Source organism: Acidovorax sp. 69 (assembly GCF_002797445.1).
Classification (GTDB): Bacteria; Pseudomonadota; Gammaproteobacteria; order Burkholderiales; family Burkholderiaceae_C; genus Acidovorax.
This window is the reverse complement of record NZ_PGEP01000001.1, coordinates 523,618-537,100: the sequence shown is the minus strand read 5'-3', so window position 1 is coordinate 537,100 and position 13,483 is coordinate 523,618. Positions and strand designations below refer to the sequence as shown.

The 13,483-nt window shown below is 61.6% G+C and carries 12 protein-coding genes; 8 read left to right on the top strand and 4 right to left on the bottom strand.

The features are described from left to right. Positions 1–2 precede the first annotated feature (2 nt). Entirely contained in the window at positions 3–1,352 is a 1,350-nt protein-coding gene (locus CLU85_RS02470) for an SPFH domain-containing protein (protein WP_100408900.1), read from the bottom strand. 228 nt (positions 1,353–1,580) lie between these two features. On the opposite strand from CLU85_RS02470, the gene CLU85_RS02465 reads away from it, so the two are divergent. Beyond that, positions 1,581–2,279, top strand: a complete 699-nt coding sequence (locus CLU85_RS02465; protein ID WP_100408899.1) for a response regulator transcription factor — start codon at positions 1,581–1,583, stop codon at positions 2,277–2,279. Then, entirely contained in the window at positions 2,276–4,450 is a 2,175-nt protein-coding gene (locus CLU85_RS02460; RefSeq protein ID WP_100408898.1) for a HAMP domain-containing sensor histidine kinase, read from the top strand. Before CLU85_RS02465 ends, CLU85_RS02460 begins: the two co-directional genes overlap by 4 nt. A gap of 118 nt (positions 4,451–4,568) precedes the next feature. Here CLU85_RS02460 and CLU85_RS02455 read toward each other — a convergent pair whose 3' ends face one another. The 3 genes from CLU85_RS02455 to CLU85_RS02445 form a co-directional block, all read right to left on the bottom strand. Continuing rightward, positions 4,569–5,636 carry a DUF5666 domain-containing protein gene (locus CLU85_RS02455; protein WP_100408897.1) on the bottom strand — a complete coding sequence of 356 codons (1,068 nt, stop codon included), beginning with the start codon at positions 5,634–5,636 and terminating at the stop codon, positions 4,569–4,571. Beyond that, positions 5,633–5,992 (bottom strand): hypothetical protein, encoded by a 360-nt coding sequence (locus tag CLU85_RS23085; protein ID WP_198509127.1) that lies wholly within the window; start codon positions 5,990–5,992, stop codon positions 5,633–5,635. The genes CLU85_RS02455 and CLU85_RS23085 overlap by 4 nt, the downstream gene beginning before the upstream one ends. Before the next feature lie 81 nt (positions 5,993–6,073). Next, positions 6,074–6,955: a DUF6502 family protein gene (locus tag CLU85_RS02445; protein WP_232727702.1), complete on the bottom strand. Its 882-nt coding sequence runs from the start codon at positions 6,953–6,955 to the stop codon at positions 6,074–6,076. Between the two features lie 238 nt (positions 6,956–7,193). On the opposite strand from CLU85_RS02445, the gene CLU85_RS02440 reads away from it, so the two are divergent. The 6 genes from CLU85_RS02440 to CLU85_RS02415 are packed head-to-tail and all read left to right on the top strand — an operon-like array spanning position 7,194 to position 13,345. Next, positions 7,194–7,601: a type IV pilin protein gene (locus tag CLU85_RS02440; RefSeq protein ID WP_100408896.1), complete on the top strand. Its 408-nt coding sequence runs from the start codon at positions 7,194–7,196 to the stop codon at positions 7,599–7,601. 10 nt (positions 7,602–7,611) lie between these two features. Continuing rightward, on the top strand, positions 7,612–8,100 hold the full coding sequence (locus CLU85_RS02435; protein ID WP_100408895.1) for a GspH/FimT family pseudopilin: 489 nt from the start codon (positions 7,612–7,614) through the stop codon (positions 8,098–8,100). Further along, positions 8,097–8,642, top strand: a complete 546-nt coding sequence (pilV, locus tag CLU85_RS02430) for a type IV pilus modification protein PilV (RefSeq protein ID WP_100412332.1) — start codon at positions 8,097–8,099, stop codon at positions 8,640–8,642. The genes CLU85_RS02435 and pilV overlap by 4 nt, the downstream gene beginning before the upstream one ends. A 10-nt stretch (positions 8,643–8,652) precedes the next feature. After that, positions 8,653–9,747, top strand: coding sequence for a PilW family protein (locus CLU85_RS02425; protein WP_100408894.1), 1,095 nt, complete (start codon positions 8,653–8,655; stop codon positions 9,745–9,747). After that, entirely contained in the window at positions 9,744–10,322 is a 579-nt protein-coding gene (locus tag CLU85_RS02420; protein ID WP_100408893.1) for a PilX N-terminal domain-containing pilus assembly protein, read from the top strand. The genes CLU85_RS02425 and CLU85_RS02420 overlap by 4 nt, the downstream gene beginning before the upstream one ends. Positions 10,323–10,339: 17 nt before the next feature. Next, on the top strand, positions 10,340–13,345 hold the full coding sequence (locus CLU85_RS02415) for a pilus assembly protein (protein WP_157803906.1): 3,006 nt from the start codon (positions 10,340–10,342) through the stop codon (positions 13,343–13,345). Positions 13,346–13,483 lie beyond the last annotated feature (138 nt).

Genomic DNA, 13,483 nt, shown 5'->3' with positions numbered 1-13,483 from the left:
GTTCACTGCTCCACGGCTTGGGTGGTGGTGGCGTCGTCGGCTACGGCAGCAGCCTGTGCGGCCCCGGCCTGGGCGTTGCGGTTGCCGCCCAGCAGCGCGGCACCGATGAAGTCGCCATTGGTGGGCGGGGGCGCGATGATGACCTGGATCTTGTCCGAGAGCTTGTCGGCCAGTGTCTTCTGGATGAGCAGCGGGTGCTTGGTCACCAGTGCGCCTTCGCGGGCCATTTGCTCGGCATTGACCTTGCCCACGCGGTCCATGCGGTAGGCCTCGGCTTCGGCCAGCTTCTGGCGGGCGTCGGCCTCGCCGTTGGCTTCGATGCGGCGGGCCTGGGCGTTGCCTTCAGCGGCTTTGACGCGGGCCACACGTTCAGCTTCAGCTTCGAGCTGGCGCTGCTCGATCTGGCGCTGCTTGAAGGGCAGCACATGCTTCATGGCCTCTTCCTGGGCTTTGGCGGCGATGACTTGCTCTCGCGCGGCGGCTTCGGCGGCCACTTCGCGGCGCACCTTGTCGGCGTTGGCGTCCAACTCGGTTTCACGCACGCGCTTGTCTTTCAGCTCCAGCGTATAGCGCATTTTTTCGGACGCCAACTCTTCGGCCAGCAGGCTGTCCATGCCCCGGCGGTACTCGGCAGGCAGGTCCACCTTACCGATCTGCAGGCTGCGCAGCGTCACGCCATCGGCCGCCAGGCGGGCGCGCAGTTCGGTTTCGATGATCTGCGCAATCTCGGCGCGTTTGGACGAGAAGATTTCACGCACTGTGTAGCGGGCAAACACCTTGTAGACCAGACCCTGCACCGCGGGCTCCACGATGTCGACACCCACGTTGTCGGGCAGATTGCCGGCCTTGACGGCGGGAGAGTTGGGGTCCAGGGCGTAGCGCACGCTCAGGTCCAAGCCCAGCGACAGGCCTTCGACCGACTGCAGCGGCGCGCTACCAGTGGCCTGGCGCATGGCTTCGGGACGGTAGCTCTGGTCGCGCAGGGAGAACACCCGCACCGTGTGCAGGCCGGGCACCACCCACACGCTGCCATCGCGCCAGAGGCTCACGGCACCGGTGAACTGGTTCAGGCGCACACCCAGGTCGCCTTGCGCCAGGTGTTGCACCGGGGGGTTGCAGTACACCATCAAGCCTGCGGCGGCCACCACCGCGCCAGCGGTCAGCCAGCGCACGGTGCGGGCGGTGGGCAGCAGGTAGGCCCAATTCAGGCGAGGGGCATCGGCACCGCGTGCATCGGCTGCCACAGGGCTTTGCGATTCAGCGTCCAGCACGGGCTCCGTGCCGGCTTCGGACAACGGGGTAGAGCGGCGGCCCTTCAGGGTCTGCACGATGCGGTTCCAGGTGGCTTTCATGGTGTTTCTCTCTCGGGTTGGTTCGGTGTTGTTGTCGGTTCTGAGCCGCCGCCGTGGCTGACTCATTGAGGACCGATTGTTCGGATCTACCCCGGAAGCAACAATGCAGCGCGGCCCCCAATGCGCTCATACCGCCCGCACAAACCCTCCGGCCCCGGAAGAAAAACTCACACTGGCCAGCGCAGGGCGCCGGGATAATCTGCCCACCCTCTACTGCCCGCCCTGCCCATGACCCGCATTGCCGTGATCGAAGACGACCTGCCCACCAGCAACCAATTGGCCGGGTGGATACGCAGTGCGAAGAGCGGCATCGTCATCGACCAGTGGTTCACCCGCGACGAGGCCGAGGCTGCGCTGGCCCGCGAGCACTACGACGCGGTGGTGCTGGACATTGAGTTAGGCCGCGAGCGCCATGCGGGCGTGGCCCTCATCAACGCCATCAACAAGCTGCGCCAGGGCACGCCGGTGCTGGTGGTGTCCGCCATGCCTGCGGCTATTTACCGCAGCATCATGAAAGCGCTGGACGCGTGGGACTATCTGCAGAAAACCACGTTCGAAGAGGCCGATTTCATCGAGACCTTTCTCGACATCCTGCGTACCACACAGGCCCAGGCCCCAGCCAGTGCGCCCCCCGCCCCCGTGGGTGATGCGCTGGTGCTGGACCCGCTGTGGCAGCGCACCCCCACCTGGCGCGGCGAGCGCATCAACCTGCCGCTGACGGCCCAGCGCATCCTGGCCACGCTGCACCAGCGCAATGGTGAGGTGGTGTCGTATGACGAACTGTTCGAGGTGGTGAAAAGCGGGCGCAACCGTGACAACGTGCGCAAGCATGTGAGCACCATTCGCGAGGCCCTTCGTGAAGTCGAGCCTGGCTTCGAGGGCATAGAGAACGTGCCCATGCGGGGCTTTCGTTGGGTCGGTAAATGAAGCGCCTGCTGCGTCGGCCCACGCTAGAAATGCCTCGGCTGGGGCTTCCGGCCTTCCGCCTGCGCATCCTGGTTCGTGGTGTTTTCGTACTGCTCGCGCTGGCCACCATAGCGCTGAGCGTGGTGGTGCTCAAGGACGAAAAAGAACGCGCCTGGCAGGCCTACCAGCACGGTTTTGTGCGCAGCCAGGCAGAGGTCATGGCACGGCTGCGCCACCCCTCGGGCCAGTTGGCGCTGCTCAATGCCAGCCACCTCGGCCAGGGCGTGACGCCGCTGGCGCCGCTGCTGCTGCCCTATGCGGCTATCGACTTTGATGACCCGCAAAAATCACAGCAAGCCGTGGAGATGGCGGGGTGCTCCGTGCAGTACCCCGATGGCGCCTCAGTGTGCGCGGCGATTGGCAACAACCCCTATGCGGGCGGCTTCATCTACCTGGTGGGCAGTTTTTATGCGGGCGCGCTGACGCCCCGCGAGCGCGGCGCCTTGGTGCCCGCCGAGGCACACCGTGCGCGCATCACCCTGGACATGCGGGGTGCCACCTACCGCTGGATTGCGCCGTACGAGGCCATGCCCCCACAGGGCAGCGCGGCTGTGCGCGGGCGCCTGACGGGGTTTGTGGACAACGGCACGCCGCAGCTCGACGCCCGCGCGCGGCCGGTGCGCGACTTTCGCGGCTGGCTGTGGCAAAACGGCCAGTGCCGCGACCTGCCGCCCCCATCTGCGAGCTCGCCCGCTGGCGAGGCCACCACCACTGACTGCCTGCGCCGCACGCACTACTCCATCCGCCTGCCGGTCGAACTGTTCCGCGAAGCGCTATTTCGCAAGGACGAGCGCCTCGTCTGGCCGCCGGAAGACTTGGGGCAGATGCGTGTGCGGGTGGAGATGCTGGCGCCGGGCGAAGACAGCAAACCACTGTTTGACAGCGACGCGCCCGACGCGCAGCTGGCCGCATCGCTGGGCGACCTCTCGCGCAGCCTGCTGCCGGGGGAGCGTGTGCAGATACGCAAAATGGGCAGCGACGAAGCCAGCGCCATCACCCTCAAGGGCTTGGACGTGCAGGCCGAGCCGTCCGCGCCCTGGCTGCTGCGCCTGATCCGCTGGCTGCCGCTGGAGGCAGCAGGCGTGGGCCCGGCGGCAGCCACGCCCGCCGCCCCCACGGCCCTGGACATTCTGGACACACCCACCGGCAACTACGTGGTCAACTTCACCGGCCACCTGCGCGGCGTGGAGCAGGGCCTGGCCGCCGTGGCAACGCGCCTATCGTGGTACCTGGGCGCCATGCTGGCCGCCATTGCGCTGGCCTGGCTGGTGGTGGAGGTGGGCCTGATCCGCCGCGTGACGGCCCTCACCCGCCGCGCCGCCGCTGTGTCGTACAACGTGCAGCCCGGCCACACCGGGCCCCGGCTGGGCGACCTGGATGTGTCAGACCTGCGCGGCTCGGACGAGCTGGGCATTTTGGCCGGGGGCCTGGCCGACCTGCTTCAGCGCGTGAAGGACGACCTGCAGCGCGAGCAGCTGCGCGCTCAGCAAGAGCGCGACATGTGGCACGCCGTGGGGCACGAGATCATGTCGCCCCTGCAGTCGCTGATGGCGCTGAACGGCCCGCAGGACCCCGGCCACCGCTATGTGCAGCGCATGCAGCAGGCCATCCATGTGCTGTATGGCACGGCATCGCCCGCCGAGGCACTGCAGGCCGCCGATGTGCCAGAGGGGCGGCTGGACCTGGATGCCTTCTTGCGCAACGTGGCCGACAACGCGCACTTTGCAGGCATTCTGGATGTGGCGTACGACCTGGGCCCAGGCCACCCTGGCCCAGTCATCGTGCGGGCCGACGAGTTTGCGCTCGAAGACGTGGTGACCCACATCCTGCGCAATGCCGACCGCTACCGCCCCACAGGCAGCCCCATCACACTGACGCTCACCGCATCAGAATCCACCGCCAGCGCCACGCTGCACAACCGGGGCTCGACCATTGCCGAAGACCTGCTGGAGCGGATTTTTGAGCTGGGCGTGTCAGACCCCGCCAGCCCCACCCCCTTGGGTGAGGGCGAACACCGGGGCCAGGGTCTGTTTGTGGCCAAGACCTACATGGCCAAGATGGGCGGCACCATCAACGCCCGCAACACCGAGGGTGGCGTGGCGTTTGTGCTGACGTTTCAGCGGCTGGGGTAAGACCACACGACCCCAGGCATCTCGATACTTCGGAGCAGTGCCTTGACCACTCAATATCAACTGAAACTCGAGTGAAACGCAAACTGCTGTGAGTTACCGGACGCCTTAAGCCCGCGAGTTACTCGAACTGGACTTCGGTCGCCTGAAGCACGCCTGAAATCACATGGCTGCCACGAATCGACACACGCACACCGTTGCGCAAGTCTTTCGCGGCCCCACTAATAAACACGACGGTACTGCTCGACGCATTCACCGGCTGTCCGTTGACGCGAAACTCCGCAGTGGATCGAAATTGTCCCACGGGCCCTATCAGCTCAAAACTTGCCGGTCCACCTGCCCCAGGGGCATATCGGATGCGCGCCCGCTGGGCCACCAGGACACCACCGACCATGGTTCCAGCAACTTCGAGTCGGACCCCATTTCCGATACTCGATGCGGGACCGCCCGTGACAACGGCAGATGCAATATTCACCGGCGTCCCATAAAGCAGGAAGTCTGAACTCAGCCCACTGAAATTGGACACGATGCCCAGCAGATTCGCAGAGAAGCTCCCGGCAGTGGGCAAGGTGTGCCCCCTTCGTATCTGCTGCGCGTTGATGACCCCGTTGGTGGGCAGGGTGGTCGCCCGGACATACACCATCATGCCGTTGGCAAGTGATCCGCTGAGGAGCGTTCCGCTAAAAGAAGCTGCGCCGTAGTTGACCAGCTTGCTTCCGAGGCGGAAGGTTTTGGACGCCGCGTCGAGCTGACCAATGGCACCAGACAAGATCAGCGGCAAGCTCGAATCTTTGCGCTCGATCCGGCTTGCGCGCCAGCGGCCGTCACCCACTGGCAACGCATACGCCTGCAAGGTGGAACCGACCGCTACGGACGACAGTGCAGTGACGCCGTCATAGATGGTGGAGTCGTCCACCGAGATCCGGACTCCAGATATCTCCACATCACCTGCGGCTGTATCCACCGCTGTAACGGGACCTCGGAACTCGGGTACTGAGAGCACTGCTGTCGCCGTACCCGTCGCAAGGTCCGGCTGGATGGAGCCGCTGACCAGAACAGTCATCCCAAGACGCAGCGCGTCTGAATCTTCTGTCGTGATCTGGGCCGTATCCGTGGCGAACCGCACGCCGTTCACGATCACACTGCCAAAGCCATCCGCGACCCCAATACCGACTGCAGAGGCTGTCACGCCGGTACCACCGGACCCCACCCCGCCACCCTCTCCAGGACCTGCGGCCACGCCATCGCCAGACGAGTCCCCCGTGCCTGTGCCTGTACCTGTACCTGTACCTGTACCTGTACCTGTACCTGTACCTGTACCTGTACCTGTACCTGTACCTGTGCCTGTGCCTGTGCCTGTGCCTGTGCCTGTGCCTGTGCCTGTGCCTGTGCCTGTGCCTGTGCCTGTGCCTGTGCCTGTGCCTGTGCCTGTGCCTGTGCCTGTGCCTGTACCTGTGCCTGTGCCTGTACCTGTACCTGTGTCAGCACCAGCACCTGCACCCGGACCAGAGGTGTCCCCACCCGTACCAGCTGCTGAGGAGCCATCCTGCGATCCGCCGCCGCAGGAGGCCAAAGCGAGCCACAGCACCAGCACAACAGATCGAGTCAACGCATTCATGATGTGTGTCACCGTTTTTCTTTCACTGGCTCAGAGGGCCCCGGCAGGTTCACATCCGGTTCTACAGCAGTCACGGTAGCCTCCACAGGCTGGCGCGAGTCCTGTTCATTTTCATAATAGGTGTAGATTCCGACGCGCATTCGCCCTGCACCTTGCCCATCGCTTTGTTCCACAGCATCGGTCATCTCACGGACAAGCTGATGGTGAATCGTGTCCCAATGCTGGCGAGTTAGCTTGTGTATGCGCTCGCAGTCCTCAAGTGTCAAACCTGATGCGTAAACCGCGCGCTCCAACATGCGGGGTTGTTGGCCCAGCGTGTTGGAAACCGCAGCCTGCAAATGGTCTCGCACGTTATCTCCCAGAAATGCGAGCATGTCACGCACGCTGGCTGTGGGCAGAAAACTGTCGCCTAGCAAATGGACTTCGCCATCGGACAGTGTCACCAATTTGAGTCTCTGCAACTCTTCCAAAACGGTGCGGTGATGGACATTGCCACGGGTGGCAAATCGGGACAGCAGTTCAAACGAATGACCCACCCCCGAGTCCGCCAAAGGCAGCGTGCGCTGCGACTCGTCCTCGGACACAACTTGCAGCCACGCTGTATAGGCCTTGGCTGCGGCTGAACTTTCGGTGGCAGGCAAGACAGCGCGGGTATCACGGACCCTGGCCGTCACGTCCTTGCGATTGAGCCCCGTTGTGGTGGCCAATTGGCTGAGGTTGGGCTTTGAGCCGTCTTTCTTGAGCCAGAGATTGCGAGCCTCATCCACCAGCAGGTCGCGCAGGACTTCTTCGAGCTGCGGATGCTTCAGACCCATGGCCAGGGCCAGACGCACCGCTGGCCGCAGGATGCGCGCAAAGGCAGCTTGGGTCCAAGAAAGTCGATCGTGCATGAAGTTTCTGAATAACCTGTGATTTTCCGCGAATTTCGCAGCCTCCGCCATGCCCAGCCCGTCACCAGCAGGACCACCCGTCGCCAGTCCAACAGACCGCAGCACTGGCCGTCTTACCACTGATCGCCCTCCAGGCACCATTCATCTCCGGTCACTTATTGCAAGATGTTTCAATGCATTAAATGTGATAAATTCACATTCGCATACTAATGCTGTAACTGGGCAAAGGAGAAACGGCATGGATCGGAACAAGGGGTTTACCCTGATAGAGCTGATGATCACGGTGGCCGTCATTGGCATCTTGGCGGCCATTGCTTATCCGTCCTACCAGGATCAAGTGCGCAAATCACGTCGTGCAGAAGCGCAGTCGGTGCTCATGAATATCGGCACCCGTCAACAACAGATGTTGCTGGATACACGCAGCTATGCAGCAACGGCTGCATCTCTGAGCGTGACCGTCCCTCCCCAAGTCACCGCCTACTACGCCGTCAGCGTTTCTGCACCAGCCAGCACCCCTCCAACGTTCACGGCGACGGCCACTCCTCAGGGAGACCAGACAAAGGACAAATGTGGGACGCTGGGCGTTGACAACACTGGCACGAAGACTGCGTTGAAAAGCGGAAGCACCCAAACGGGCTGCTGGTAGGGGTAGCACGATGCGCTTCGCAATACGCAACTCTGCCCTCGGCTTTACGCTCATAGAGCTGATGGTGACAGTGGCTTTGCTGGCGGTATTACTGTCTTTGGCGGCGCCGTCCTTCCAGGCCCTGCTAGAGACGCAACGGATGCGTGCCGCAGCCTTCGATCTGATGGCGGACCTGACCCTGGCCCGCAACGAAGCACTTAAACGCGGAGACCTTGCCAACCCGGTCACGCTTCGCCCCACTTCAGGTGACGCAACCCATTGGGAGTCGGGCTGGAGCGTGATGGTTGGGACAGAGGTCGTGAGCCGAAAGAATTCCCTGGGCAACGGCGTCACGTTCACGGGCCCCGCGCTTGTGACATTCGATCGCAATGGCCGCGTATCGAGCGCCACCACAGTCGCACGGTTTGCATTGGTGAACAGCAGTGCCAATCGCAGTCGCTGCATTTCCCTCGACCCATCCGGTCGCCCCAAGAGTGCCACCACGGCATGCCCGCCATGAAGAAACTCATCCCTCCTCTTCAACAGGGCGTCGCGTTGATCGAGGCTCTGATTGCCATGCTTATCGTGGCATTTGGCGTATTGGGTTTCGTGGGTCTGCAAGCGCGAACCACGGTGGCCAATCTAGAAGGCTACCAGCGCTCCCAAGCACTCATCCTGGTCAACGACATGGTCGAGCGCATGAAATTGAACCGTATCAATGCCGCGACTTACGTGAGCAGCAATATCGGCACTACCGCACCAGGCGATTGCACGAATGTGGCACTCACAGCATCCCAAAAAGACATTTGCGAATGGGCTACAACTCTCCAGGGCGCAGGGGAAGTACAGGGAGGGACAAAGGTCGGCGCCATGCTGAATGCGCGCGGTTGCATTACGAATCCAGCCACCAACCAATACCTCATCGCCGTGGCATGGCAAGGCTTGCAGCCCAGCGGGGCTCCCACCAACACCTGCGGCCAGAACGCGTACAGCAGCGAAGACACACGGCGTGTCGTTTCCGTTGTTATGCAAGTAGCCCAACTCGTCGACCCCGCGCCCTGACCAGAGTCCCATGAAGCACGCAAACGTACATCCCCGCCCACAGTTGCCAAGCCTGCAGCAGCGCGGATTTTCATTGGTGGAATTGATGGTAGGTCTTGCCATCGGTCTGGTGCTGGTCGCAGGGTTGTCCCTGCTGTTCGCCAGCAGCAGCCGGTCAGGCAATGAATTGGAAAAAAGCATCCGGCAGATCGAAAACGGCCGCTACGCTGTCGAACTGCTGCACGACGACATCAACCTTGCGGGCTTCTACGGCGAAGTGCCGACAGACTTCCTGGGTTACACCACGCCCGATGTGTGCGCAACAGCCTTGCTGAATCTCGGCTTTGACAAAACCACCCCCTCAGACCCCAAGGTGCCGCTGCCCATCATGGGGTTGACAGCAGCACAGGCCCAGGCGCTGCCCACAGCCTGTATCGCGAACCACAAGGCCGGAACGATTGCATTTGCCGTACATCGTCTGGGAGCAGATTCTGTGATGCCTGCAGCCATGACGGCCAGTAGCCCTTATGTGCAGACCTCCCGCTGCGTTACCGACCCCGTTGCTGACCCTTTCTTTGTGTCCACAACGACGAGTGATTTCACGCTCAAGAACTTGCAATGCACGGGGGTCAACCAGGTCCGTCCGTACGTGTCCCGTATTTACTACATCGCAGACTGCAACGAATGCGGCAACGACACCACCCCCACCCTCAAGATGGCGGAACTGCGAGGAGCCCAGATGGTGACGGTGCCGCTGGTGGAAGGCATCGAGAATCTTGTCCTCGAATATGGTTTCGACACCACAGACCCCGCCGATGCCAACCCCGCTAACGACGCGAGCAAAGGCAGCCCTGACGTGTTCCTCACCGGATTGAGTGGCGTGGTCGGCGCGCGTGACAACGAATGGGCCAATGTGGTGGCAGTGCGTCTACATCTGCTGTCCAGAACGACTGAGAAGTCTTCGGACTACAGCGACAGCGGAAAAACCTATGCACTCGGGCCGGCCAGCGTCTCCGGAGACAGCAGTGGCTTCAAGCGCCGTGTGTACACCACCACGGTGCGCCTTACCAATGTGGCGGGTCTGCGGGAAGTTCCCCCCTCCGCCCCGCCAGCGTCATCACCATGAAAAGTCCCACCACCCAAAGCGGCGCCACGTTGGTGGTGGCCCTCATTTTCCTTGTCCTGATGAGCCTGTTTGCCATCAGCGCCTTCAACAGCTCGACAGGGAACCTGCGAATCATTGGCAACACGCAGGCACGCCAAGAGGGGCTTTCTGCAGCGCAACTTGCTGTGGAAAAAACCATCAGCTCTTCAACCTTCTATACGAACCCTGACGGCGTGGCAGCCTCACCGGTCCTGGTCGACATGGACGGCAACGGCACGACGGACTATTCAGCAACGCTCTCGCCAAGGCCGCAATGCACCAGGGCCAAGCCCATTCTGGCGGGCGATCTTCCGGCGGCGCCAAAGACCCCCACCGCTGTCGATGTTTACGCCCCGTGCCGCCCATCACCCAAACAAGGGGGGACGTTCATCGAACGGGACACACCAATAGCAGGCATAGACCCTGAGAGCTGCGCCAACAGCGAATGGAACGTCAGGGCCCAGGTCAACGATCGTCAAACCCAGACCAAGGTCGCCGTCAATCAGGGCGTTGCCGTCGTCGTCTTCGGCAACGAAGTATCCAGTTACTGCAAGTAAACATCAGGAGTTTCACCATGCAAGGCTTCACAACCCGTCAACTGCGCAGGTGGACCGTTCTGGCCATAGGGCTTGCGGCCGCGCTGCCCAGTCTGGCCCAATACACCAGCGATATCGACATCTACAGTGGGACGTCCACTTCAGACCCGCCCAACGTGCTCATCCTGCTGGACAACACGGCCAACTGGAACAGCGCATTTACCAACGAAATAGCTGCGATGGTCAGCACGATCAGGGCACTGCCCGTCAGCAAATTTCGTGTAGGCCTCATGCTGTTCACGGAAACCGGTAACCCCAACAACAATGTCGATGGCGGCTACATGCGCGCTGCTATCCGCCCGCTGGACGCCGACTACAAGGGCAAGCTCACCAACATGCTCCTCAGTCTGGACAAGCTGGGGGACAAGTCCAATGGCGGGAAAGCCGGCAAAACCATGGCCGAGGCTTACTACTATTTCACAGGCGCGGCGCCCAACTCCGGCAACAACAAGGTCAAGGCGGACTACACAGGCAACACCACCGGCACGGCGTTCTCGAACGCCATCTACGCCCAACCGGACAATGCCCTGCTCTCTTTCGCGGGCTCGCCCTACCGTAGCCCACTGGTCGATGCTTGTGCCCGCAACTACATCATCTACATCAGCAACGGAGCAGCGCAAGACAACAGCAGTGACAACACGGATGCATCGACCCGTCTGTCTGCCGCGTACACCGCCGCCAGCATGGCACGCCCGGCAGACATCACTGATCTCTCGCCCAATGGCTCACAAAGCAACTTTGCCGATGAATGGTCGCGCTTCATGAAGCAGTCGCCTAGCAACATCACCACGTACACCATGGACGTGGACCGCATCACCACGGGGCAGGGCCCAGGGTGGAGCGCATTGCTGGGGAGCATGGCCGTGAACAGCGGCGGTGAATATTTTGCCGCCAGCTCTTCGGGCACCGATATCGCCGAAAAACTGCTGTCCATCTTCAACCAGCTCCAGGCCAAGGACAGTGTGTTTTCGTCTGCCAGTCTGCCCGTCAGCGTAAACGCCCGCGGCACCTACCAGAACCAGGTATTCATGGGCATGTTCCGCCCCGATCCCGACTCGCACCCCCGCTGGCGCGGCAACCTCAAGCAGTACCAGTTCGGATATGACGTGCCCACGGACACCTTGTTTCTCGCAGGCGCTGATGGAAAGGCCGCCGTCAGCGGCGCATCTGGGTTCATTTCACCTACCGCGATCTCCTACTGGACCTCTCCGAGCACTTTCTGGGCCAAAGAGTTGTTGGGCACACCACCCAGCGCATCTGACTCGCCAGACGGGGAAATTGTTGAAAAGGGGGGCGTGGCACAGTTGATCCGCAGCACCTATGCAACCAACCAGACATCGCGGAACCTGTACACCTGTATCAGTTGCGCTGCTGGAACCAATCTATCGACCAACACGTCGGCCAGTTTCAAGGCATCCAACTCATCCCTGACTTCCAGTCTGGACACAAACACCATCAACTGGGTACGCGGCACCAACAACGCCGGCGAAGTAGGTCCCACGACCACGCCAGCCACAACCATCCGGCCCAGCGTGCACGGCGACATCCTGCATTCACGCCCTGCCGTGGTGAACTACGGCGGCACTACGGGGGTCGTCGTTTTCTATGGGTCGAACGACGGCATGCTTCGCGCCATCAGTGGCAATCAGAGTGGCACGGATGCTGGCAAAGAGCTTTGGGGGTTCATCCCAGAAGAACACTTTGGAAAGCTCAAACGCCTGCGCGACAACACCCCCGACATACGTTTGTCCACCACGCTAGTTCTGGACGAAACATCCACGAGCAAGCCCACGCCACGGGATTATTTTGTCGATGGACCCATCAGCGTTTACCAGAAAGTGAATGCGGATGGATCCAATGCCAAGGTGTACATGTATGTCGGCATGCGGCGCGGCGGGCGCTTCATCTATGCGCTCGACGTTACAGACCCCACTCAGCCCAAGTTCCTCTGGAAGAAGTCAAACACGGACACGGACACCCGTTTCAACGTACTGGGTCAGACATGGTCAGAACCGCGCGTCACCAAGATCAAGGGGCGCACTGACCCGGTGCTGGTAATGGGCGGCGGCTACGATGCGGCAGCTGAAGACGCGGCCACATCCGGCACCACCACCATGGGCAACGCCATTTATGTGCTGGACGCCTTCACAGGCGCCGTGCTCAAGCGGTTTGATACAGCACGCAGCGTTCCGGCCGATGTTACGCTTGTCGACTCTGACAATGACGGCTACACCGACCGCGCTTACGCCGTAGACACCGGCGGCAACATCTACCGCATCGATCTGGAGACGCCCACGTCTACTGCCGTTGCGGATTGGGGCATCTACAAGCTGGCAGCCTTGGCGGGGACGGATACACGCAAATTTTTCTACGCCCCTGACGTGGTGCCGACAAAAACCTTCACGGCCGTTCAGGTTGGATCTGGTGACCGGGAAAAACCGCTCAAGAACACCGCAGATGCTTCTGACGCCTTTTTCACCGTGTTTGATGACCGCACCGCAAAAGGCACTGCCACCGGCTTCACCGCGATTGTTCCTGGATCACTTGGGCGGTCGGGCAGCACCACCGCCGACATGACCAATGGTTGCTATATCCCCATGACAGCCGGCGAAAAGGTCGTGAACGCAGCCACCACCTTCCGAGGCCAGACCTACTTCGGCACCAACAAGCCAACCCCCCCAAGCGATATGTGCTCGGCCAACCTCGGCGAAGCGCGTACCTACGCGGCGCCCCTGTTCTGCAGGGCCCCCACCAGCCAGAAACTCAATGGCGGCGGACTCCCCCCCAGTCCCGTGGCAGGGTTTGTGACCATCACTTACACCCAAACCAACGCAGACGGCACTACGTCGGAAGTGACCAAGCAAAAGGAGTTCGTGATCGGAGCGCCAAACGCCAAGGAGTCAGGCATTGAAGCAGGGAAGTCCACAGCGACCTTGGGTGTCCCTCGCAAGCGCCGCTTCTGGTACCAAGAAAACGCGCGTTGATTTTGAATACTTCCTTCAAAAGGCCGACCTATGTCGGCCTTTTTTTGATTAGCACAAGGTCACCGGGAATAGGGAATAGGGAATAGGGAATAGGGAATAGGGAATAGGGAATAGGGAATAGGGAATAGGGAATAGGGA

Excerpts from the sequence above, each read along its gene's own strand:
- pilV (WP_100412332.1), top strand. The coding sequence starts at position 8,097 with ATGAAGAAACTCATCCCTCCTCTTCAACAGGGCGTCGCGTTGATCGAG.
- CLU85_RS02420 (WP_100408893.1), top strand. The coding sequence starts at position 9,744 with ATGAAAAGTCCCACCACCCAAAGCGGCGCCACGTTGGTGGTGGCCCTC.
- CLU85_RS23085 (WP_198509127.1), bottom strand. The coding sequence starts at position 5,992 with ATGGCTCCTCAGCAGCTGGTACGGGTGGGGACACCTCTGGTCCGGGTG.
- CLU85_RS02470 (WP_100408900.1), bottom strand. The coding sequence starts at position 1,352 with ATGAAAGCCACCTGGAACCGCATCGTGCAGACCCTGAAGGGCCGCCGC.
- CLU85_RS02465 (WP_100408899.1), top strand. The coding sequence starts at position 1,581 with ATGACCCGCATTGCCGTGATCGAAGACGACCTGCCCACCAGCAACCAA.
- CLU85_RS02460 (WP_100408898.1), top strand. The coding sequence starts at position 2,276 with ATGAAGCGCCTGCTGCGTCGGCCCACGCTAGAAATGCCTCGGCTGGGG.
- CLU85_RS02440 (WP_100408896.1), top strand. The coding sequence starts at position 7,194 with ATGGATCGGAACAAGGGGTTTACCCTGATAGAGCTGATGATCACGGTG.
- CLU85_RS02415 (WP_157803906.1), top strand. The coding sequence starts at position 10,340 with ATGCAAGGCTTCACAACCCGTCAACTGCGCAGGTGGACCGTTCTGGCC.
- CLU85_RS02435 (WP_100408895.1), top strand. The coding sequence starts at position 7,612 with ATGCGCTTCGCAATACGCAACTCTGCCCTCGGCTTTACGCTCATAGAG.
- CLU85_RS02445 (WP_232727702.1), bottom strand. The coding sequence starts at position 6,955 with ATGCACGATCGACTTTCTTGGACCCAAGCTGCCTTTGCGCGCATCCTG.
- CLU85_RS02425 (WP_100408894.1), top strand. The coding sequence starts at position 8,653 with ATGAAGCACGCAAACGTACATCCCCGCCCACAGTTGCCAAGCCTGCAG.